The following is a 22,559-nucleotide window of genomic DNA, read 5'->3' as shown; positions in this document are numbered from 1 at the left end:
GGCGGCAGAGGGATTTCTGTCGCCGGCCGTGCCTGAACCAGGTTGTAAAACTTTATGAACGCGAACCCGGTTCCGTTACAAAAAAGCGGTGCAGACGCTCATCAGCCCGGCCCTAACGACTCGTGACGTCGATCTGATGCGCACGAAAAGCCTGGCGAATCTGTCGCGCAAAGCCGATCGCATGGGGACCGTCACCGTGCAGGCAGACGGTTTCCGCCCTTACCGGCACCCATTCTCCCCCCCTGCTCTGCACTTCACCGCGCTGCACCATATCCAGCGTCTGGCGGATAGCCTGTTCTGCGTTATCAATCAGGGCGCCCGGCTGCCCGCGCGGCACCAACGAGCCGTCGGCCTGATAGCCGCGATCGGCAAACACTTCTTCGCGGGTTGCCAGCCCTGCGGCACGCGCTGCACGGATGGATTCGCTCCCCGCCAGCCCAACGATCATTAACGCCGGATTAACGGCTTTAACCGCCATGGCTATCACCTCCGCCAGCTGTGCATCCCTCGCCGCCTGGTTGTAGAGCATACCGTGGGGCTTGACGTGGACGAGCCTCCCGCCGAGGCTTTCGGTCAGCGCCCTGAGTGCTCCGATCTGATAGATAACCTGCGCATACACATCTTCCGGCGGCAGCTGCATCGCCGTACGGCCAAAGTTTTCCCGATCCGGAAAACTGGGATGTGCGCCAATCGCCACGCCGGCCTCCAGCGCCTGTCGCACCGACTGCAACATGATTGAAGCATCGCCCGCATGAAAACCGCAGGCGATGTTAACCGAGGTGACCAGCGGCAGAAGTTCCCTTTCACCAGGGCACCCTTCGCCGATGTCGGCATTGAGATCGATCTTCATTCCCGCAGCCCCCAGGCGATCCGATCCAGCACGCGCTGCTGTTCACGCTTAGCGGCAAGCGCCTCTTCCAGCGTGCAGTGAACAAAGTGGATCGGCTCCCCCAGCCGCAGCTGCGCCAGATGATAGAGATCGGCTTCGATCACGCAGGCGATACGCGGATAGCCGCCGGTAGTTTGAGCATCGGCCAGCAGCACGATCGGCTGGCCTCCGGCAGGAACCTGCACCACGCCCGGAACCAGCCCGTGAGAGAGCAGTTCACGATCGGATTCCCGCTGCAGTTTACGTCCCTGCAAACGGTATCCCATCCGGTTACTTTGCGGATTAAGCCGCCATGCGGTGCGCCAGAAGGCCTCGCGGCTGTCGGCGCTGAACTCATGATATTCCGGCCCCGGCAGCGCCCGTACCCGGTTACCCCACAGCAGCTGCCGCACGCCTGCGGGCTGGCTGAAATCGCGCGTCGCGGCACCGAGCGGCAGCCTATCGCCATCCTGAAGCTTTCTTCCTTCCAGCCCCCCGAAGCCCGCTTTCAGATCGGTACTTTTCGAACCCAGCTGCGGTTCCAGCGCAAATCCGCCGTTAACCGCCAGATAACTACGCATACCGCGCTGCGGCATATTGAGCGTGAGGCGCTGCCCTTTCTTTACCGCAGTTCGCCAGCCTGTCCATACCGTCTGGCCGTCCAGGTTAGCGTGGCAGCCCGCACCGGTCAGCGCCAGCCAGCCGTCGCGAGCAAATTCAGCGCTGAACTGTCCCAGAGTGATTTCCAGAACCGCCTCATCAGGTGCGTTACCCACCAGCATATTGGCCGTCTGCATCGCCGGATGATCCAGTACGCCGCAGCGACTGATGCCAAACTGACCCCAGCCGTGACGCCCGGCATCCTGAATGCTGGTGCTCATCCCGGCGCGAATGATGTTCAGCATATCCCCTCCTTAAGTGGCACAAAACGCACCCGGTCGCCGGACCTGAGCAAAACCGGCGGATGCTGGCCTGGGGTAAACAGTGTGGTTTGCGCCTGGCCAATAAGCTGCCAGCCGCCGGGGGTGGCCAGAGGATAAATCCCGGTCTGCGCCCCGCCGATCCCTACTGACCCGGCGGGAACCTGTAGCCTGGGCTCGGCGCGACGCGGGGTGTGAAGGCGACGATCGAGGCCGCCAAGATAAGGAAAACCGGGCTGGAAACCGATAAAATAGACGACGTATTCAGCGGCGCTGTGGCATTCAACCACCTGTGAGGCGCTCATTTCGCAGTAGCGTGCCACCTCATCAAGATCGGGGCCGGTCAAACCGCCGTAAACCACCGGAATGTCGATCAGGCGTGATTCCGCTACCTGGATCTCACTGGTTTCCCACCACTGCTGCAGCCACTCGATGGCATCCAGTGCGGTTTGCTGCGGATCGCTCAATACAACGGTAATATTATTCATCCCGGGGACGACATCGATGACTTCGGGACGATCGTGAAGGCGCTGCGCCAGCCCCCATATTCGCTGCTGGCTGCTGAGTGAAACCGGCGGGTCCAGTTCCAGCACCACGGTGCGTTCTCCCAGCAAATAACATCGTGCTCGCTGCACTCAAGCCTCCTGAGCGGAAGTGATATCCATTGACGGACAGGAAAACAGTTATGCGAGATTGCGGTAGCAGTGTCAACCTGCAGGGGATGCCCCTGCAGGTTGCTGAGGGGGTCAGGCCGGGTTATCTATATCAATAAAGGTGACATCCAGCCCGTGATGTTCGGCCAGCCACTCGCCCAGAGCCTGAATACCACAGCGTTCGGTGGCATGATGCCCGGCAGCGAAGAAGTGCAGCCCCTGCTCCCGCGCACTGTGAATGGTCTGTTCGGAGACTTCACCGCTGATAAATGCATCCACGCCAAATGCGGCGGCGGCATCAATAAAGCCCTGTCCGCCGCCGCTGCACCACGCCACGCGCTTAATCAGTGCCGGCGCATTGTCGCCACAGTGCAGGGGGGTACGGCCCAGCACGTCTTCAATGCGCTTCGCCAGCTGTTCACCGCCGATCGGCTGGGCAAACTCGCCCCAGAACAGCAGCTCTTCCACCTCACCTTTGACCTCAATGCCGAACAGCTTCGCCAGAAGAGCGTTGTTGCCCAGCTCCGGGTGTGCATCTAACGGCAGATGCCAGCCAAACAGGTTGATGTCGTTTGCCAGCAGCGTTTTCAGGCGCTGGCGTTTCATTCCTTTGATAATTGACGGTTCGTTTTTCCAGAAATAGCCATGATGCACCAGCACGGCATCCGCCTTCAGCCGCACGGCTTCGTCAAGGAGCGCCTGGCAGGCGGTCACCCCGGTGACGATTTTTTTAATTTCGCTCTTACCTTCCACCTGTAGCCCGTTCGGGCCATAGTCCTTGAAGGCGGCGGCATTCAGTAACTGGTTAACCAGCTGTTCGAGTTCACTATTGCGCATAATTAATCCATCTGTTTTCGTGCAGCTTCAAAGGCGTCCAGCGTTTGCTGGCGTGCCTGTTTATGTTCCACGATCGGCGCTGGATAATCGAGCCTTTGGTTATTTTTCTTTGCCCACTCGTGGGGCTGATGGATGAATTTTTCCGGCACCTGCTTCAGTTCGGGCAGCCACCGGCGGATGAACTCGCCCGCCTCATCAAAGCGTTCACCCTGAGTGGTCGGGTTGAAAATGCGGAAATAGGGTGCAGCATCGGTGCCGGTCGAGGCGGCCCACTGCCAGCCTCCGTTATTCGCCGCCAGGTCGCCATCAATCAGCTGCGACATAAAGTAGCGCTCCCCTTCCCGCCAGTCGATCAGCAGATCTTTTACCAGGAAACTGGCGGTAATCATCCGCAGCCGGTTATGCATCCAGCCGAGGCTGTTGAGCTGGCGCATGGCGGCGTCCACAATCGGATAGCCGGTTTTCCCCTGCTGCCAGGCGGCAAGATGCTCGGGTGATGTGCGCCAGGCGACCTTACGCGTCCAGCGCACAAAGGGCTGATGGCGGCACAGGGTCGGCCAGGCCACAATCAGATGGCGGTAAAACTCACGCCAGATAAGCTCATTCAGCCAGACAAAAACCTTACCGTCCTCCAGGCCGCGCGGATGCTCTTTCAGCAGTCGGTGCAGGCACTGCCGCGGTGACAGCACGCCAACCGCTAAGTAGGCGGACAGGCGGCTGGTGCCGTCCAGCGCGGGCAGGTTCCGCTGCTCGGGATAGTGAGTCACCGGCTGCTGGCTGAATTCACGCAGCCGGGCAATGGCCGCCTTTTCTCCGGCGGGGAACAGCGTGTCGTCGGGGGTTTCCCGCGGATAGTCAAAAGGTTTAAGCGGAGAGACCTTTTTCAGCGGCCCGTTCTCACGCACCGCAGGTGCAGAGAAACATTCGGGTAACCCTTCCTGCAGGCGCTTGACAAAGGCCTTACTGAACGGCGTAAACACCTTATACATTTCGCGGTTGCCGGTCAGCACGCTGCCGGGCGGCAGCAGCAGGCTGTCGTCAAATCCCTGCACCATCACATCATTATCAAACAGAACCCGCTCGGCCTCTGCATCACGCTGGCGCTCATTCACCTCGTACTGATAGTTATAAAACATCCGATCAACGCGGTGTTCCCGGCAAAATTCCCGCAGCAGATCCACGGATGCGCTGAAATCATCACATTCGGCCAGATGCAGCTCAATACCCTTCTGCGCCAGCGACTGCTGCAGCTCCTGCAAATTCTGCCAGATAAACTCCGCCTGTTTCGCGGCCATATCGTGGCTGTGCCACTGTTTCGGCGTGGCGATGAACAGCGCGATGACTTTCGCGCTGTTTGAACGGCAGGCGGCATAAAGGGCGTGGTTGTCGTTAATGCGCAGATCGTTACGCAACCAGACCAGGTGGGTTGTCATAATGCTCCCAGAATTCAGTTAGTATCCATAACGCAGCCGCAGGGCTTCAGGATAAGGAGAAAAGTAGCGTTGTCCGGTCAGCCAGGGATGCGGATACTGCGCCATATAATGTTTCAGCAGGGTCATCGGTGCCAGCAGAGGCTGGATCCCGCGGCGGTAGCTGTCAATCAGCGTGGACAGTTCCTGTCGCTGTGGGGAATTCAGCTCGCGCCTGAAATAGCCCTGAACATGCATCAGCACGTTGGTGTGGTTGCTGCGCGACGCGGGCAGTTTCATCAAATCCATCAGGAGCTGGCGATAGGCAAAAGCGAACTCCTCCAGTGATTCCCAGCGATCCATTTTGGCCACGAAGGGACCGATCTCCCGATATTTGGGCTGTGAATGAGCGAGCAGCAGCAGTTTGTATCGGCTGTGATAGTCCATCAGTTTTGCCCGGGTCAGACCGCCCGCCCACAGCTGATTGAACTCATGCAACGCGTATACGCGCGCGACAAAATTCTCCCGCAGAATGGGATCGTGCAGGCGCCCGTCTTCTTCAACCGGCAGCCACGGCATTTGCGCCATCAGTTCACGCGTGAAGATGCCGACGCCCTCTTTGCTGTTGTTGTTGTTATCAGGTTGGTAGACGCGCACGCGCTCCATACCGCAGCTGGGCGATTTGGCACAGACGATGTAGCCGCACAGATGATGAAGCTGCGCGATTTTCTCAGCGGAGAACGATTGCATCTTTTCGGTCACGGCAGAATCCTGACCGCCAACGCCAGACTCCTTACCGTTGCTGAAGCGCAGGGCGACTTCGCCCTCTTCACCCTGAGTCAGGCGAAGTGCGGGTCGGGGAGCAGGCAAACCAATCGCCATTTCCGGACAGACAGGTTCGTAATGCAGATAGGGAGCCAGCTCCTCTGCTGCGAAAACAGAGCGCTTATGTCCGCCGTCGAATCTGACCCGCTCACCGAGCAGGCAGGCACTGATGCCAACTGGAATTTTTTTGCTCATATCTATACAACCCAAAAATTATTGTACAGGTTTGAGTGTAGATCAATTTCGCTGACTTTTCTCCTTAAAACCTCAGTCGGGCAATTCAGCGCAAAAAAAATCCCGCACTCGGCGGGATAGTAAAAAGAACAAATGAAATTGAATTCGATGGGTTAGCGTTACCCTTCTCGCGCCGGAAGCGGGATTAATAAAAATCGCAGCAGACTGATTCGGCCTCTGCCAGCCAGACGGGCTTATCGCTGGTTTTTACCCACACCCGGTGCAGATAACTGTAAAAACGGGCACGGTCGGCGCGGAACAGCATAACCGGCAGCGCGAACACACCGGCGAGCACTACCGCAGCACGACGCATGAAAATCCGCGTAGGTGAATAAGAGTGATAAAGATTCATACGTCCTCCTGAAATCGGCTAAAAATATTGTCTGTAATCTGAACAAAATAATACCGCCTTTAATGTAATTTTACTACTGATCGGACCACTTTTTTGCGGAAAAATTGTGCTGTTTTGGCTCAGACTGTAATTATGTTACGCAATGGTTAATTTATATGTAAAACCGAGATGGATACGATCACTTTGTTAACAAATCTGCCTGCAGTGAAACAGCGATGGGCGCACCGCATCATCTTTTGCTAAATTAGCCGTCATAATGACGTTTCCCGGCCAGGCTTTCCGACTGCCGGTGCGGAGGCACCTTGACTACTGTTCTGATCGTTGAAGATGAAAAAGAGATCCGCCGCTTTCTGCGTATGGCCCTTGAGGGTGAAAACTTCCGGGTCGTTGATGCCGATACGCTCAGCCGCGGGCTGATTGAGGCCGCAACGCGTAAGCCTGAGATGGCGATCCTCGATCTCGGATTGCCGGACGGTGACGGCATTCAGTTTATTCGTGAAGTGCGCCAGTGGAGCAGCATGCCGGTGATTGTGCTGTCGGCCCGCAGTGACGAACAGGACAAAATCAACGCGCTGGATGCCGGTGCCGATGACTTCCTGACCAAACCCTTTGGCGTCGGGGAACTGCTGGCGAGAGTGCGCGTTGCCCTGCGCCACCGTCCGGCTTCCGCCGGTAGCCACGACCTGGCGCAAATCACCTTTGGCGAGGTCAGCGTCGATATTGCTGCCCGGCGGGTTACCCGCGATGGCAGCGATTTGCATCTGACGCCGATTGAGTTTCGCCTGCTGGTCAGCCTGCTGAATCACCCCGGCAAAGTGATGACCCAGCGCCAGCTGCTGGTTCAGGTCTGGGGACCGAATGCGGTCGAGCACAGCCACTACCTGCGGATCTACATGGGTCATCTGAGGCAAAAGCTGGAGCGCGACCCCGCCCAGCCCCAGCATCTGCTGACGGAAACCGGCGTGGGCTACCGCTTTATTCCCTGAATAACGGCAACAAAAAAGGCCATTCAGTGAATGGCCTTAGTCATCAAATCCGCAATGGCTGCGTCAGTATCAGGCGTTCTTCAGCACCGCACTGACGATTTCTACCGCTTCTTTCTCGATTTTCTCGCGGTGCTCAGCACCGAGGAAGCTCTCACAGTAGATTTTGTAGGCATCTTCAGTACCGGAAGGACGCGCGGCAAACCAGCCGTTTTTGGTCATCACTTTCAGGCCACCGATGGATGCGCCATTACCTGGCGCAGCGGTCAGACGATCGGTGATCGGGTCGCCCGCCAGCGTATCGGCGCTGACCATCTCAGGAGAAAGCTTCGACAGGGCCGCTTTCTGGGCTGACGTTGCCGCCGCCTGAATACGGTTGTAGCTTGGCGCACCGAAGCGTTCGGCCAGTTCATCATAGTGCTGCTGCGGATTTTTGCCGGTGACGGCGGTAATTTCCGCGGCCAGCAGGCACATGATGATACCGTCTTTATCGGTTGACCATGGGGTGCCGTCAAAGCGCAGGAAGGATGCGCCCGCGCTCTCCTCGCCACCGAAGCCAAAGGTCCCGTCAAACAGACCATCAACGAACCATTTGAAGCCTACCGGCACTTCCACCAGCTTGCGGCCGATATCGTTCACAACACGGTCAATCATCGCGCTGGACACCAGCGTTTTGCCTACGGCCACATCCTTGCCCCACTGCGGACGATGCTGGAACAGATAGTTCACGGCAACGGCCAGATAGTGGTTAGGATTCATCAGCCCGGCGGGGGTGACGATGCCGTGGCGGTCATAATCAGGATCGTTGGCAAAGGCCAGATCGAACTTGTCGCGCAGCGCCAGCAGCCCCGCCATCGCACACTCGGATGAGCAATCCATACGGATCACGCCATCTTTATCAAGGTGCATAAAGCGGAAAGTCTGATCGACGGCATCGTTTACGATGGTCAGATCGAGCTTGTAGAACTCGGCGATGCGCTGCCAGTAGGCAATGCCGGAGCCGCCTAAAGGATCGACGCCAATTTTCAGACCGGCTTTCTGAATCGCCGGAATATCCACGATCTGCGCCAGGCCTTCAATATAAGGCTGGATCAGATCCTGCTCCTGCAGATGGCCGCTCGCCCAGGCCTCATCCAGAGAAATGCGCTTAACGTCTTTCAGACCGCCCTGAATCAGGACGTTGGCACGATCCTCAACCACTTTGGTGACGTTGGTATCGGCCGGTCCACCGTTGGGTGGGTTGTACTTAATGCCGCCGTCTTCCGGTGGGTTATGGGACGGCGTAATCACGATACCGTCCGCCAGTGCCGCACCGGCTTTGTTATGCTCAAGGATCGCGTTGGAAATCGCAGGCGTCGGCGTATAGCCATTATCCTGCTGCACAATCACATCCACACCGTTGGCCGCCAGCACTTCCAGCACCGAAATAATTGCCGGTTCGGACAGCGCATGGGTGTCTTTACCCACATAGCAGGGTCCGGTCACGCCGTTCTTTTTACGTTCTTCGGCAATAGCCTGAGCAATGGCCAGGATATGCGTTTCATTGAAACTGTGACGACCCGCGCTACCGCGATGACCTGAGGTGCCGAATTTAACGGCATGTTCAGCATTGCCCAGTTCAGGCTGCAGTACGTAATACTGCGATGTTAATTGTGCAACGTTAATTAAATCGCTCTGCCGGGCTGGCTGCCCGGCACGGGGGTGATTGGCCATTGGCGCTTCTCCCTGACGCTTCGGTTAAAGGGTACCGCAAACTTTCTCGGTCAGTTCCGCCGGGAACTGCATCGATAACATGATATGTTCCACCATGCTGCGCTTACGGCCGGTATTGGTATTGGTGATCACCCAGTAAGGGGTGCCCGGAATATGCTGCGGCTTGGTATGCGTGCCGTTCTGCGTCAGCGTCTGCTGGTTGCCCGCGAAGTAGACACGCGTGCGGCCATGCAGCGACTCGGTGGCATCGCCAAAGGCTTTGGCGTCCAGGGTATACAAAGTCGATAAGATCAGCATAAACCTGTTCACCACTTTCTTCTGCTCGGCATACTCATCGGAAAGCAGCAGTTCACGCACCGCGCGAACGCGATCCTGCGGGCGAGATTCAGATTTCACGGCGGCTGGTTCTTTTGCCGCCTGCGCAGCCGGTGCCGGTGCCGCTGGTGCTGTCTGGCCCGCGGTGAATTTCAGCATACGGCGTAAAATGTCCGATGCGCTCTCCCCAATATGCTGAGTATGGCTGGCAATATAGCGGTATAGCTCTTCGTCGACTTCTATCGTTTTCATCTTTATCCAGTACGGTTGTTGCTTCTGTCAGAATCGGGCATAAAAACAGGCGCGATCTTCAGGATCGTCCGTTTTCTGAAACCTGGATCCTAACTTCAGGATTATAAAGTTAAATCCACTCCGGGTGTAGCGTAAGCCCTCTTTGCCAGCAAAAGTCAGAATTTGCCGTAAAAAGATCGCGGGCACCGTCTGTGCTACCCCCGGCAGAAAATGTAAAATCCATGATACCCTAAGCCTTCGTTTCAACTGTAAGAACTTTGCTATGAATTTGAATGTCCGCCTGCAATCTGAACAATCTGCGACTGACGATTTACCGCTGGTGTTAATTCACGGGCTTTTTGGCAGCCTGGATAACCTTGGCGTGCTCGCTCGCGAGTTAAAACAGCATCGCCGTCTGATTCAGCTTGATGTGCGCAACCACGGGCTTTCTCCCCGGTCGCCGGAGATGGATTACACGCTGATGGCGCAGGACGTGCTGGAAACGTTAGACGGGTTGGGCGTCGAGCGCTTTGGCGTTATCGGCCACTCAATGGGTGGTAAAATTGCCATGAAGTTAACCGCCCTGGCAGCGGATCGCGTAGCGGGGCTGGTGGTCATCGATATGGCACCGGTCGCCTACCCGACGCGCCATCATGATGATATTTTCTCCGCGCTGCAGGCGGTGACGGATGCAGGGATCGCCTCACGTAGCGAAGCGGCCGCGCTGATGCGCCAGACGCTGGCGGAAGAAGGCGTGATCCAGTTTCTGCTAAAATCGTTCCACGAGGGCGAATGGCGCTTCAATGTACCGGTGCTGTATCAGTGCTACGACCGGATTATCGGCTGGCAACCGCAGCCCGCCTGGCCGCATCCCGCGCTATTTATACGCGGTGAACGTTCACCCTATCTGGCGGATGAATATCGTGACGCGCTGCTGGCGCAATTCCCTCAGGCGCGGGCCCACGTTGTAACGGGGGCGGGGCACTGGGTGCATGCTGAAAAACCTGATGCAGTTTTACGCGCAATTCGTCGATTTTTTGTGCTGTAAAAACAATTATTTCCCTATGTTGTTAAAACATTGTCGTCATCACTTTCACTGGGGTATGATGCGCGCTGACATTTTTCCGCTGGTGATTTTTCCGGCGGATAACGGCCTGACACATCAGAAATCCAGCCTTTCAGTATCACTATTCTATGGCAAAAGAGAACACGGACCGCACAACGCTCGATCTGTTCGCAGATGAACGTCGCCCGGGACGACCGAAAACTAATCCGCTGACGCGTGATGAGCAGCTGCGCATCAATAAACGCAATCAGCTTAAGCGCGATAAAGTTCGCGGGCTTAAGCGCGTCGAGCTGAAAATGAACAGTGAAGCCGTTGATGCGCTGAACCAGCTGGCCGATGCGCGCAATATGAGCCGCAGCGAGCTGATTGAAGAGATGTTGCTGAACCAGTTAAAACACCTTCAGTCCTGAACGTCGCGCGCGCCCTCAGGGCACAATGCGACAAAAGCAGCAGGATTACTCATTTATCCGCTCCCGGCGGTCTGCTATCATTAACGCCATCTGCAAAAATTTTGGCAGCCACCATATCATTAAGATTCAAGAGGTTATTAAACTCATGGCAATCGTAGGCATTTTCTTTGGCAGCGATACGGGCAATACGGAAAACATTGCAAAGATGATCCAGAAACAGCTGGGTAAAGACGTTGCAGAAGTTCGTGATATTGCCAAAAGCAGCAAAGAAGACCTTGAAGCCTTCGACATTCTGCTGCTGGGCATTCCCACCTGGTATTACGGTGAAGCCCAGTGCGACTGGGATGACTTTTTCCCGACGCTGGAAGAGATCGACTTCAACGGAAAACTGGTTGCCCTGTTCGGCTGCGGCGATCAGGAAGACTACTCAGAATATTTCTGCGATGCGATGGGCACCATCCGCGACATCATTGAGCCAAACGGTGCGATTCTGGTAGGCCAGTGGCCGACCGAAGGTTACAACTTTGAAGCCTCTAAAGGGCTGGCCGATGACAACCACTTCCTTGGACTGGCCATTGACGAAGACCGTCAGCCGGAACTGACCAATGAGCGCGTTGATAAATGGGTGAAACAGATTTTTGATGAACTTCAGCTGAAAGAAATCATCGAAGCCTGATGCCAACGGCTTGATGTGGGAGACATCTCACATCAAGTCAGTGATTTTTCCTATAGAAGTAATAGATACGTATTTGTAACTTCCACCTGTAAAAATGTACAATAACCCTATCGGTTACCCGCTTTCTCATCCTTCAGCATCTCTGAACGATCTTTTTCCATCACCGGGCGAAGGGATGAGATAGAGCGAAATGTTAACTTAGTACGATTTGGACGCGAGCCTCCCAGGACGTAATGACATTAATCCTTACATCCAACAGTGGTTTCAGGCATTCCTGTTGTTTTCATTTCGATGTATGAGTTCTATACTGTGACGCATCCAACTCTAGCGTCAACCGATGTTCAGGGCTTTTCAGCCACTAAGTGACTAGCAAAGTAACAGGACAATATCCGCATGACTGACAACAATACCGCATTAAAGAAGGCCGGCCTGAAAGTCACGCTTCCACGACTGAAAATTCTGGAAGTGCTTCAGGAACCAGAAGGCCATCACGTCAGTGCGGAAGACTTGTATAAGCGCCTGATTGATATGGGCGAAGAAATCGGTTTAGCCACGGTTTACCGCGTGCTTAACCAGTTTGATGACGCAGGGATCGTTACCCGTCATAACTTTGAAGGCGGTAAATCCGTTTTCGAACTGACCCAGCAGCACCACCACGATCACTTGATCTGTCTGGACTGCGGTAAAGTTATTGAATTCCGTGATGAGTACATTGAAGCGCGCCAGCGTGAAATCGCAACGCGCCACGGAATTAAACTGAGCAACCACAGCCTGTACCTTTATGGCCATTGCTCTAAGGGCGACTGCCGTGAAGACGACACGCTGCACGATGACGAGTAATTTGTTCTGAAATCAGCATGAAACCGGTGGCTATCCACCGGTTTTTTTTTGCCTGTTATCCGGCATAGACCGGCAGGACGTTCCAGTAGGATAATACAGACACCAGCGCATTCACCGCCCCAAAGATCAGCACCAGCACGATCGGAGCCATCCCTCCCCTGACCTGCCATCCCGCCGTGGCAAAACGCTGTCGCGCTTTTCGTGCCAGCATCGCCGGCGTGATCACTGCCCACAGCGTTGCCGCCAGCCCGGCGTAGCCAATCGCCACCAGAAAACCGTTTGGCCAAATCATCGCCGCCGTCAGAGGGAGAATGAAGGTGACAACGGTCGTTTTTAACCGACCGAACGCGGAGCGATCGAACTTAAACAGGTCGGCAAGATAGTCAAAGAACCCCAGGCTGACGCCGAGGAACGAACAGGCCACGGCAAAGTTCGAGAAAATATCCAGCAGCAGATTGAGATAAGGACTGTGCAACACACCGGAAAGTGCGGCAACCAGCACGTCGATATTCCCCCCCTGAGCGGCAATTGCTTTGAATTCATGCCGTGGGATGTTCCCCATCGTGCCGACGATCCAGATAAAATAAATCGCCAGCGCCAGCAGCGTGCCGAACACCAGACAGCGGCATACCCGGCTGCCGTTCTTCTGATAGTAACTGACCAGCCCGGCAATATTCCCGTGATAGCCGAATGACGCGAGGCAGAAGGGGATAACCATCCACAGATAGCGCAGGTAGTGGCTCTCTTCACTCTGGCTGTCCAGCAGTTTTACCGGTTCGATATGCCACAGCAGACCCCCAAAGATGATAAGAAACGTAATCACCTTAGCGCCGAGGAAAATCAGCGTCATACGGCTGACCATCGCGGTACCCAGCCAGATAAACACCGCCACCAGCAGCGTGAAGGCGAAACCGGCGCTGCGGGCAGAAACCGGCAGTGAAAGCTGGCTCAGCGTGTGCTGAATAATGGCTCCGCTGGCGGAGATATAGGCATAGGTGAGGATCCCCAGAACGAAGGCCACCGACAGTCCGTTAATCAGGTTCCAGCCCCGGCCCAGCAGATCGCGAGTAATGGTGTCGAAGCTGGCCCCGGCGGGATAATGCAGGCTGGCCTCCAGGAACAGCAGCCCGGAGAGCAGCATGCAGAACCAGGTGACAACCAACAGCGCAGATGACCACAGGAACCAGGCACCGGACATCACCACGGGGAGTGAGAACATCCCGGCACCGATAATGGTGCCGCTAATAATTAAGGTTCCCCAGAGTGTCGAAGGCAGGCGGGCGGTGGAAACCGGTAAATCCATGACTAATCCTTAGCAAAAAACGGAAACTCGCCGCCATCACCGGAATTATTCACTGGATGTACGGCATCAACGCCGCACATTCTACACAATTACGCACTCACGAACTAGTACGGTAATCAGTTTGTTACCATCGTTTCCTGCAGATAGCGCCAGCGCGGCGGCTGGGTTGCGCAATTAATTACCGCCAGCGAAATGCGATGAGTGTGATTCTCCTGCTGATGCTGCAGCTCGTGGTACTGAATAACCACTTCATCCCCCCGCTGCGAAATGACTTTGCACTGCTCAATGGCGATCGTCATCCCCTCCCGTGCGCCGGTTAAGCGGCCGAATAAGGCCTCAACCTCTGCCAGCGCCAGGGTTTTTCCGGCCGGTGTGACCATCATAAAATCGTCATCAAAATGCGTCAGCAGCTCAGTAAGCTGACTGCCGTCGCCGTGAAAGACAGCCTCAATCAGCTGGTGCAGCACAATCACGCTTTGCGAAGCCTTGTCGGTTAAATCTGTCATTGAATTTCCTTATGAAAACGTCGTTGATAAATCAGCCACAGCGGCAGTAATCCGACCACGGCCGCAATAATAAATGCAAGATGCCATGCCCTTTCACCGGGAAAATAGTGGCTCAGTAACGCCAGCAGCAGCGTAAACAGCGCGGTACCCAGGCTGAACGTCAGCTGGCGGTTAATATTCCACAGCGTACTGCCCCGGCTCATCTGCTGCTCGTTCAGCTCAATTAATGCCGTGGTCTGCGCACAGTTCGCCGCGATCCCACCCCCGATCCCCATCAGCAGATAGGCCGCACACAGCACCTCCCCATCCCCCGGATGACCGACCAGAGAAAGCAGCGCAATGCCGCCGCTGTGCAGCAGCAGACCGCAGCAGAATAAGCGAGGCGCGCCTACCCGGTAATAAATTCGCCCGGCGACCAGCATCGCCACCAGCGCTCCGGCACCGTAGAGCATCATAAAGCTGCCGGTATGCCCGGCGCTGAAATGCAAAACCTGCTGCATGTAGAAAATAGTCAGCAGGTTAACGCCGGTAAATACGCCCGGTACGGCATAGTAAACGGCGATGGACAGGTTAAGTTGACGATTTCGCAGCAGGCTGAGGTCAAGTATCGCCGACGGCTGGCGACGATAATGCCGCAGATACCCCCACGCCAGCAGCAAAGCCGCAGCCAGCCACAGCGTGGCATACAGCAACGACTGCTGCTCGCTGAACAGGGACAGGCTCCTCAGCAGCGCACCCAAAGCCCCGCAGACCAGGATAATCCCGACGATATCCGCCCGGACACGCTCCGTTTCCTGAGGACGGATCCAGATTGCCGCCAGCAGTGCGGCCAGCAGGCTGAAGGGAATGTTACTGTAGAAGATCCAGCGCCATGAGAGTACATCCACCAGCAGGCCGCCCAGCAGAGGGGACAGCGCAGGCGCGATCAACGCGACGCACATAATCAGCGTTGAGATAGCGGCGCGCTTTCGTCCCTGAAACAGATTAAAGGTCAGTGCCTGCCCCACCGGGATCAGTAACCCGCCGCCCGCGCCCTGAATAAAGCGCCAGGCAACCAGCGTGGTAAAGGAGTCGGCCCGCGCACAGCCCAGCGCCGCTGCGCTGAAAATCAGCATCGACGCGACAATCATCTGCCGGGCACCAAAGCGCGAAGCCAGCCAGCCGCTCAGCGGCACGATCAGCGTCAGGCCCAGAATGTAGCCGTTCGCCACCCAGCTGATGGACTCAGTCGCCACGGACATCTGCGCCGCAATCGACGGCAGCGCAATGGCCGACATAAAAATATTAATACAATCAATAAAAAAGCCGAGCAAAAAAATTGCCGCAACCCGATAACCATAGTGCATTGTCATACCTCCACGCGCAGCATAGCGGCGGTTGACCTGACAAATAAAGACGCATAAATTTAAATGATTGTTTGATTAAACTGAATAATCTGATGCACGCACATCTTGATAAGATCCACACCTTCTTTGCGATTGTGGACAGCGGCAGTTTTACCCGTGCCGCCAGCAATCTCGGTATCAGCCGGGCCATGGTCAGCCTGCATATCAAAAACCTTGAACAGCTGCTTGGCGTCACGCTGCTGATACGTAACACGCGCAGCGTGGCCCTGACCGGGCACGGCCAGCAGTTTTATCAGGACTTTCAGCGGATTTTTACGGATATTGACCTCGCGGTCGCACGGGTGACCACGGAGCATCACTCCCTCTCCGGAGAACTGCGCATCACGTCAACGTGGGAATACGGCCAGCGGTTCGTGATGCCGCTGGTCAGTGAATTCTGCCAGCGCCATCCGTTGCTGAAGCTGAACTACAGCGTCGGGGCTTCACTGGATGATTTAGTGAGTAATAAGCTGGATGTGGCGATACGGCTGGGGGCGCTGCGCGACTCTTCACTGAAAAGCCGCAGGCTGGCAGACTATGCCATTTTACTGGTGGCGGCGCCTTCGCTGGTCAGCCGCTGCCGCCCACAGCAGCTGCAGGATGTCTCCGCCATGCCGTGGATCCACAACAGCAACCTGACGCACCCCGGCCGCTGGACCTTTCACGGAGCGGATAATCACCGGTCAGAACTGAAGTCCCAGGCTGCTTTTACCGCCAACGCCGCGGAAATCGTTCGCCAGATGGCACTGGCCGGGATGGGCGTTGCCGTGCTGCCGGAGTGGTTAGTTCGCGAGGATATTGCCGCAGGCAGGCTGGAGCATCTTTTTCAGGGATGGCGGTTACCGGAGCAGCCGGTCAGCGCCGTGTTTGCCGGACAGGGGGACATGCAGCGAAAAACCCGGCTGTTTATCGACTTTCTCTCTCAGAAACTGTCGACGCAGCCGGGCCAGATCGTCCCTACAGGGGCATAACATGCTCCGTCCGGCTGAAGCGCTTACCGTCCGCGCTGCGGGTTCGCACCCAGACTTCGCCATTAATCCGTGGGCGACGGCTGTCGCTGTAGCGCTGCCAGTGTTGCCCTTCATCGACGGAGTATTCCACCATAACGCCCGGCAGTGCCGTATTCGCCTGCAGGTAGCTATCGACAATCACCGCACCCGGCTGGGGTAAACGATAAGCAATCCCGGCCAGCTCAAGCTTCGCCAGTTCACGCTGGCCCATCAGGTTCGCAAAGCGCTGCCAGTCCTGGTGCAGTTCCTGCCGGTCAACGTGATGCGTTTTACCGCCCTGATATGCCCTTCCCTGCTGATAATCCTGCTCCCAGGCGGCGCGGTGCCAGCTGCGCTCCGCAACCGCCATGACCCGAGGGAAGATCATCGACTCAACCTGCCCGTCGGTGCGTACCGTTTCACTCCACAGCTGCGCCGAAAGCCCATAAGCCCCCGGCCACGGGCGATCGGATTGCGTGTCGAACGGATTGCCGTCGCGGTCAACTGACGTTTCCGCATTCTGCGGCAGGTTATCGGGTGCAAAGCTGAAGATCTTACGTTCATCGTTATAGCGGGTGCCCCAGTAATAACCGCGCTCCAGCGGATTAACCTCAGAAGGGAAATCCAGGTAGACATAATCCGGGTTAGAGATCACCACCTGATAGCCCTTATTCGCCCAGTCGTTCACGCTGGAAGCACCGCCCCAGAAAAGGGTATCCCAGAAATTCACCCGCACATGCTGCGTTGCGAAATCCGCCGCGCTTCTGGCATCTTTCAGGCCGTCCTGCCAGGCCTGCATATCGCCAATGCCCTTCTCTGCGACGATCCTGCTGACCTTCAGGCCGAAATAGCTGGGAAGATGTGAGAGATCCTCAACCTTGCCATCCCTGATTATGCGCTGACAGACCTGGGATTTTGCCCAGGGCTTGTCTTCCCGGCTCATCTCCTTCATGCCCTTACCGGCTTCAGGATGCCTGATGTCGGTATAGCCCGGACCGAAGCGGATATTTTTCGCTTCATCCCCACCAAAGTGCCAGGTGGTCAGCGGAACGCCGGCCTCACGATGCATTAAATCGAATTCCGTGACGATCTTGTCGGCAAAACGCAGCGACGAGTCGAGGCAGGGGTTCAGATAGCTGGTGCGGTCGTAAAACTGTACCGAGGTGGTATTTGAGCTGTCGCTGGGATCGCGCAGACGATACTCGCTGGCCGCTTCCGGCTTACCTTCCCGCATCAGCCGTTGATAGCGGGCTTCCATGGCGATCACCGCCGCACGCGCATGGGCTGGCATATCAATTTCCGGGATCACCTCAATATTTCTGGCCCTGGCATACCTGAGGATTTCGATGTAATCGGCACGCGTGAAATAGCCGCTGCCATTGTTGTCGCTAAACGGACCGGAGCCCAGCTGCGGCAGCAGGCACTGCTGCTCGGTGAGATCGTGACAACGCTTAGCCCCGGTCTGCGTCAGCTCCGGCAGGCCGGGGATTTCAATACGCCAGCCTTCGTCATCGGAGAGATGAAAATGGAATTTATTCATTTTCATCGCCGCCATCTGATCCAGCATCGTGAGTACAACCTGCTTACTGTGGAAGTTGCGCGCAACATCCAGGAACAGACCGCGATAGGCGAAACGCGGCGCATCTTCCACCCTCAGCGCCGCGATGTTCTGCGCCCCGGAAGCGGGAACCAGGGACAGAATGGACATCAGCCCGTAGTAAATACCGGCGCTGTCATAGCCGACAATCTTTGCTCCTCCCGGCTGAATATCCAGGCGGTAGGCACCGGATACCGCCATGCTGCCGCTAAATCCACGGGAATCAACTCGGGTAGAGATGGCGTATCCGCGAGGATTAATCTGAACGCCCATCAGTGCAAAGCGCTGTTCGGCGGCGCGCGCCTCTTGATCGTTTAATCCTGCCGTATGCAGCGATACGCCCCGGCTGAGATCTGCATTTCCGCCTGAGCGGTTCGACTTCAGCGGCGTTGGCAGGATTTCAGTACGCAGGGAGGCGGCCGGCAGCATAGTCACATCCGCATTTTTCGCAAAGCGGCTTTCCGCCGTCATCAGCACGTTGTTATCTGCGGCACTGCGCTTCCAGTTGTCACCAAACGGCGCGACAAACGCCGTCAGATCTTCCGTATTGGTGCTGGCGATAATTTCCGGCTTCGCCTGACCGGCGGTGACATACCAGCGCGGCATAATGTCAGTGATAAACAGCTGCCAGTACTCGTTAATAATCGGGATTTCAACGGATTCACCGGCGGCAAATCCCCTGAACTGAGCGGTAGGTTCCAGACGACTGAGATCGCCTACGATGTGTACAATGCGGAATTGATCGTTATCGACTTTGAGGGTCTGATGAACATTGCTCATCCAGATCGCCCAGTTTTTACTGTTAAGCGCCGGGCCGGGATTCGTCAATGTGATAGTGGCTCGATTACAGGCAGCCCAGTCGGCCCCCAGTGCGGCACAGTCAACGCCGTGTGCCGCGGCATCATTCTGCGTCACCTGATAATTGACGCCAAACTGGCTGATACGATGCACCGTCTGCTGGTCGTTATTACCGTTGCTGCATCCCGTCAGACCCAGAGTGGCTGCCGCGATGGCTGTTGCAATCAACTTCATCCTGTTCCCCTTTGATGTTGTCATATCCATGAGTGCACTGCCGCCGTTTAAAAAAGGGTAAACGGGGCGGTGACAATAAACTTCACGTCCTTTTCATCCTGAAAAATATTGCCGTAACCCCCTTCATAGCTTGGGATCGTGCTGTGGTTGTCGTAGTGGGTGTAGTGCAGCTTAAACTGCGTCCCCTTTCCCCAGCCCTGCTGGAGGGTATAGAGAAGGTCCAGGTTCCACGCGGATTCACGCAGCCTTTGATTTTGATTGAATGCCGGGTTACTGCTGGGTTTAGCATCCCACCCCCAGGCAAATGAGGTGCCTGCCTGCCATCCGGGAAGGTGCAGACCGTCCAGGTCAGCCATCACCCCGGCGAACACCGCTTTCTCGCCGTTCGCATTCCAGTCGGAACGGGAGTCCCACCAGACATCGAGGCGACCGTTTGAACTGGCATAAGAGGGCGTCATACGCTGCAAAAAATATCCCTGATTGCCATCGGCTTTGACCCAGGTGCCTTCCAGCCGAAACTGGAACGGGCCGCTGCGGTAACCCAACGTCAACGCCTGTAGCCAGGCCAGCCCGGAATACACATCATTGCTGTTCGCGGCGCCGCCGTGTTCGCGATCGTGTGCGCCATAAAACTGCCAGCTGGTTTCAAGATCGTTCCCCAGCAGCGGGACGGCATAGCTGGCCTTAGTAAAAAACTGGTCCATATAGCTGTCCGCCTGCCCCACAGCCGCTTCCAGCTGCCACTTATTTTCCGACGAGAATTTAGCACCCAGCGAATGCATGTAGTCCAGTTTCGTCTTCCCGTCCGCCTTGCGGAAGTCGTACATATGCTGATACCACGGTGCCTTGTATTTATCGGACCACATATAAGAAACGGACAGTTCGCCTGCGGACGTAAAGTGACCCGCCGTTCCGATCTCCACTCCACGATAGGTACCGGGCAGTAAACTCCAGTGGGGTGACATCAGGGTTTGTCCGCTGGGCTGCAGATATCCGGTCCGTAACCAGCTGTCGTTATACTTCAGTTTTAATGCGGCTTTATAGAGGCTCAGGCCATTTCGGTCCCCGCTCCACGGCTCGTCCCAGCGGCTGTCGCCGTCGCTGAAACCTATTTCGTTCGGTGCTCCCGGGCCTTTATTCGAGATTTCCAGGGCGGTAAAGGCAGCCAGATCGATCCCAATCCAGTCACCGGCAAAGCCCGAGGAGAAATCAAGATTGGCATTGATTGTGGAGTGGTGAAGGTTTGACGTGTAGTGATTATATTTTTCGCTATCAGGCTGCAGATCTTTGCGTTCGCGATGGCGCTGCCAGTAATACACTCCGCCAGACAGGGAGGAATCATCAATAAATCCGCTGGCCGCAGCGGGCAGAGTTATCAGAGTTGCACTTAACCCTGTATAAACGGCGAAAAAAGTCGTCAATGCCCGACTGAGCACTCGCTTGAGCTGCATAAAAAATCCTTTTATCCCAGAAAAAATCCATTTCTGTCAGCTAATTACGACAGGAAAATCTCACGCAGATAAATTCTTAACTGCGTCATTATCCGACCAGAATATTTTTCGCGTCGCGAATTATCAATCACTAAATAATGCATAAAGTGCAAAGTATGATCGACAGCACATTTAAGGAATGTAAAAGGATTTGCAGAGTGATAAGGCGAAAAAAAAGGGCGAATCATCGCCCTTTTTATTAAAGATTAAACGGTATCGGTTTATTCGCCGATTTTAGCCCAGGTGTCGCGCAGGCCAACGGTGCGGTTAAATACCAGATTGCTGGCTGAAGAATACACGCTGTCAGCGCAGAAGTAGCCTTCACGTTCAAACTGAAACGCCGCTGAAGCTTCAGCACTCTGCATACCCGGCTCCACGAAACCGTGGCGAATCACCAGCGACTCAGGGTTGATGCTGGCGAGGAAATCCTCCGCCGCCGCCGGATTTGGCACGCTGAACAGCCGGTCGTAAAGACGGAACTCGGCCGGTAGCGCGTGTTCTGCGGAAACCCAGTGGATAACGCCCTTCACTTTACGACCGTCGGCCGGATCTTTGCTCAGGGTGTCTACGTCGCAGGTACAGAACAGGCAGGTGATGTTCCCTTCCTCATCCTTCGCCACGCGCTCTGCCTTAATCACATAGGCGTTACGCAGGCGGACTTCTTTACCCAGCACCAGACGCTTGTACTGCTTGTTGGCTTCTTCGCGGAAGTCAGCACGATCGATATAGATTTCGCGGCTGAACGGCACTTCACGTGTGCCCATTTCCGGCTTGTTTGGATGATTGGGCATGCTGATCGTTTCTTCATGATGAGCAGGCAGATTTTCAATCACCAGTTTAACCGGGTCCAGCACCGCCATGGCGCGCGGCGCGTTTTCATTGAGATCGTCACGAATACAGGATTCCAGTGCGGCCATCTCAACGTTGTTGTCCTGCTTGGTCACGCCGATGCGGCGGCAGAACTCACGGATGGACTCCGCGCTGTAGCCACGACGGCGCAGACCGGAAACGGTCAGCATGCGCGGGTCGTCCCAGCCCTCAACCACTTTCTCGCTCACCAGCTGGCTCAGCTTACGCTTGGACATAATGGCGTATTCAAGATTCAGACGGGAGAATTCGTACTGGCGCGGATGAACCGGGATAGTAATGTTATCCAGCACCCAGTCATACAGGCGACGGTTGTCCTGGAACTCCAGCGTACACAGGGAATGGGTGATCCCTTCCAGCGCATCGGAAATGCAGTGGGTAAAGTCGTACATCGGATAGATGCACCACTTCGAACCGGTCTGGTGGTGGTCAGCGAACTTAATACGATACAGCACCGGATCGCGCATCACGATAAAGTTGGAAGCCATATCGATTTTGGCACGCAGACAGGCCTTACCTTCTTCGAATCCGCCGCTGCGCATTTTCTCGAACAGGGCCAGGTTCTCTTCCACGCTACGATCGCGGTAAGGGCTGTTTTTACCCGGCGCGGTCAGGCTGCCACGGTATTCGCGGATTTGCTCAGGGGAAAGTTCATCCACATACGCCAGCCCTTTTTCAATCAGCTCTACCGCATAGTGATGCAGCTGGTCGAAATAGTCAGATGAGTAACGCACCTCGCCGCTCCACTCGAAGCCGAGCCACTGCACGTCACGTTTGATTGACTCAACGAACTCCAGGTCTTCCTTCACCGGGTTGGTGTCATCAAAACGCAGATTGCACTGGCCCTGGTAATCATTTGCGATACCAAAGTTCAGGCAGATCGACTTAGCGTGGCCAATGTGCAGGTAGCCATTTGGCTCAGGCGGGAAGCGGGTATGCACGCTCTTGTGCTTACCGGACGCCAGATCTTCGTCGATAATCTGACGAATAAAGTTCGTTGGGCGGGCTTCAGCCTCACTCATCTCAATTTCCTCAATTAATGCCTGGAATAAATTCGC

At 55.8% G+C, this 22,559-nt stretch carries 21 protein-coding genes; 6 read left to right on the top strand and 15 right to left on the bottom strand.

What is annotated here, in order from left to right:
* Positions 1-112: 112 nt before the first annotated feature.
* The 7 genes from pxpA to PGH32_RS02250 form a co-directional block, all read right to left on the bottom strand.
* Entirely contained in the window at positions 113-850 is a 738-nt protein-coding gene (pxpA, locus tag PGH32_RS02280; protein WP_337893079.1) for a 5-oxoprolinase subunit PxpA, read from the bottom strand.
* A complete protein-coding gene (pxpC, locus tag PGH32_RS02275; protein WP_337893078.1) occupies positions 847-1,773 on the bottom strand; it encodes a 5-oxoprolinase subunit PxpC in 927 nt (308 codons plus the stop codon). The genes pxpA and pxpC overlap by 4 nt, the downstream gene beginning before the upstream one ends.
* Positions 1,767-2,423 (bottom strand): 5-oxoprolinase subunit PxpB, encoded by a 657-nt coding sequence (gene pxpB / locus PGH32_RS02270; RefSeq protein WP_314418148.1) that lies wholly within the window; start codon positions 2,421-2,423, stop codon positions 1,767-1,769. Before pxpB ends, pxpC begins: the two co-directional genes overlap by 7 nt.
* Positions 2,424-2,534: 111 nt before the next feature.
* The gene (locus PGH32_RS02265) at positions 2,535-3,278 is read right to left on the bottom strand and encodes a type 2 GTP cyclohydrolase I (RefSeq protein WP_337893077.1); all 744 of its coding nucleotides are present in this window, start codon (positions 3,276-3,278) and stop codon (positions 2,535-2,537) included.
* A 2-nt stretch (positions 3,279-3,280) separates the two neighbouring features.
* A complete protein-coding gene (gene phrB, locus PGH32_RS02260; protein ID WP_337893076.1) occupies positions 3,281-4,711 on the bottom strand; it encodes a deoxyribodipyrimidine photo-lyase in 1,431 nt (476 codons plus the stop codon).
* 18 nt (positions 4,712-4,729) lie between these two features.
* Positions 4,730-5,707, bottom strand: a complete 978-nt coding sequence (locus PGH32_RS02255) for a YbgA family protein (protein WP_314418152.1) — start codon at positions 5,705-5,707, stop codon at positions 4,730-4,732.
* Between the two features lie 184 nt (positions 5,708-5,891).
* Complete coding sequence (locus PGH32_RS02250; RefSeq protein ID WP_337893075.1) at positions 5,892-6,098, bottom strand: YbfA family protein; 207 nt, start codon at positions 6,096-6,098, stop codon at positions 5,892-5,894.
* A 302-nt stretch (positions 6,099-6,400) separates the two neighbouring features.
* Here PGH32_RS02250 and kdpE point away from each other — a divergent pair, with 302 nt between their 5' ends.
* The gene (gene kdpE, locus PGH32_RS02245; protein WP_314418155.1) at positions 6,401-7,084 is read left to right on the top strand and encodes a two-component system response regulator KdpE; all 684 of its coding nucleotides are present in this window, start codon (positions 6,401-6,403) and stop codon (positions 7,082-7,084) included.
* Between the two features lie 69 nt (positions 7,085-7,153).
* Here kdpE and pgm read toward each other — a convergent pair whose 3' ends face one another.
* Positions 7,154-8,794: a phosphoglucomutase (alpha-D-glucose-1,6-bisphosphate-dependent) gene (gene pgm, locus PGH32_RS02240; protein WP_337893074.1), complete on the bottom strand. Its 1,641-nt coding sequence runs from the start codon at positions 8,792-8,794 to the stop codon at positions 7,154-7,156.
* Positions 8,795-8,818: 24 nt separating this feature from the next.
* Complete coding sequence (gene seqA / locus PGH32_RS02235; RefSeq protein ID WP_337893073.1) at positions 8,819-9,361, bottom strand: replication initiation negative regulator SeqA; 543 nt, start codon at positions 9,359-9,361, stop codon at positions 8,819-8,821.
* A 262-nt stretch (positions 9,362-9,623) separates the two neighbouring features.
* Between seqA and ybfF the strand changes: the two genes are divergently transcribed.
* The 4 genes from ybfF (at position 9,624) to fur (ending at position 12,332) form a co-directional block, all read left to right on the top strand.
* On the top strand, positions 9,624-10,388 hold the full coding sequence (ybfF, locus tag PGH32_RS02230; RefSeq protein WP_337893072.1) for an esterase: 765 nt from the start codon (positions 9,624-9,626) through the stop codon (positions 10,386-10,388).
* 146 nt (positions 10,389-10,534) lie between these two features.
* Positions 10,535-10,816 carry a LexA regulated protein gene (gene ybfE / locus PGH32_RS02225; protein ID WP_123336567.1) on the top strand — a complete coding sequence of 94 codons (282 nt, stop codon included), beginning with the start codon at positions 10,535-10,537 and terminating at the stop codon, positions 10,814-10,816.
* Positions 10,817-10,961: 145 nt separating this feature from the next.
* The gene (gene fldA / locus PGH32_RS02220) at positions 10,962-11,492 is read left to right on the top strand and encodes a flavodoxin FldA (protein ID WP_123336569.1); all 531 of its coding nucleotides are present in this window, start codon (positions 10,962-10,964) and stop codon (positions 11,490-11,492) included.
* A gap of 393 nt (positions 11,493-11,885) precedes the next feature.
* Entirely contained in the window at positions 11,886-12,332 is a 447-nt protein-coding gene (gene fur / locus PGH32_RS02215; protein WP_314418163.1) for a ferric iron uptake transcriptional regulator, read from the top strand.
* A gap of 55 nt (positions 12,333-12,387) precedes the next feature.
* Here the strand turns inward: fur and mtr are convergent, their stop codons facing one another.
* The 3 genes from mtr to PGH32_RS02200 form a co-directional block, all read right to left on the bottom strand.
* Complete coding sequence (gene mtr, locus PGH32_RS02210) at positions 12,388-13,635, bottom strand: tryptophan permease (protein ID WP_337893071.1); 1,248 nt, start codon at positions 13,633-13,635, stop codon at positions 12,388-12,390.
* Positions 13,636-13,751: 116 nt separating this feature from the next.
* Complete coding sequence (locus PGH32_RS02205) at positions 13,752-14,141, bottom strand: hypothetical protein (RefSeq protein WP_337893070.1); 390 nt, start codon at positions 14,139-14,141, stop codon at positions 13,752-13,754.
* A complete protein-coding gene (locus PGH32_RS02200; protein ID WP_337893069.1) occupies positions 14,138-15,493 on the bottom strand; it encodes an MFS transporter in 1,356 nt (451 codons plus the stop codon). The genes PGH32_RS02205 and PGH32_RS02200 overlap by 4 nt, the downstream gene beginning before the upstream one ends.
* A gap of 86 nt (positions 15,494-15,579) precedes the next feature.
* Between PGH32_RS02200 and PGH32_RS02195 the strand changes: the two genes are divergently transcribed.
* Positions 15,580-16,497, top strand: coding sequence for a LysR family transcriptional regulator (locus PGH32_RS02195; protein ID WP_314418170.1), 918 nt, complete (start codon positions 15,580-15,582; stop codon positions 16,495-16,497).
* On the opposite strand, the gene PGH32_RS02190 is transcribed toward PGH32_RS02195, so the two are convergent.
* The 3 genes from PGH32_RS02190 to glnS all read right to left on the bottom strand — a co-directional run bounded on the left by PGH32_RS02190 (position 16,484) and on the right by glnS (position 22,523).
* A complete protein-coding gene (locus PGH32_RS02190) occupies positions 16,484-19,144 on the bottom strand; it encodes a beta-N-acetylhexosaminidase (protein WP_337893068.1) in 2,661 nt (886 codons plus the stop codon). The two genes, PGH32_RS02195 and PGH32_RS02190, sit on opposite strands and share 14 nt — an antisense overlap.
* A 47-nt stretch (positions 19,145-19,191) precedes the next feature.
* Positions 19,192-20,595 (bottom strand): chitoporin ChiP, encoded by a 1,404-nt coding sequence (gene chiP, locus PGH32_RS02185; protein ID WP_337893067.1) that lies wholly within the window; start codon positions 20,593-20,595, stop codon positions 19,192-19,194.
* A gap of 260 nt (positions 20,596-20,855) precedes the next feature.
* The gene (gene glnS, locus PGH32_RS02180; protein ID WP_314418175.1) at positions 20,856-22,523 is read right to left on the bottom strand and encodes a glutamine--tRNA ligase; all 1,668 of its coding nucleotides are present in this window, start codon (positions 22,521-22,523) and stop codon (positions 20,856-20,858) included.
* Positions 22,524-22,559 lie beyond the last annotated feature (36 nt).

This window comes from Erwinia sp. SLM-02 (genome assembly GCF_037450285.1).
Classification (GTDB): Bacteria; Pseudomonadota; Gammaproteobacteria; order Enterobacterales; family Enterobacteriaceae; genus Erwinia.
The sequence above is the reverse complement of the archived record's forward strand: the minus strand, read 5'-3'. Positions and strand labels throughout refer to the sequence as shown.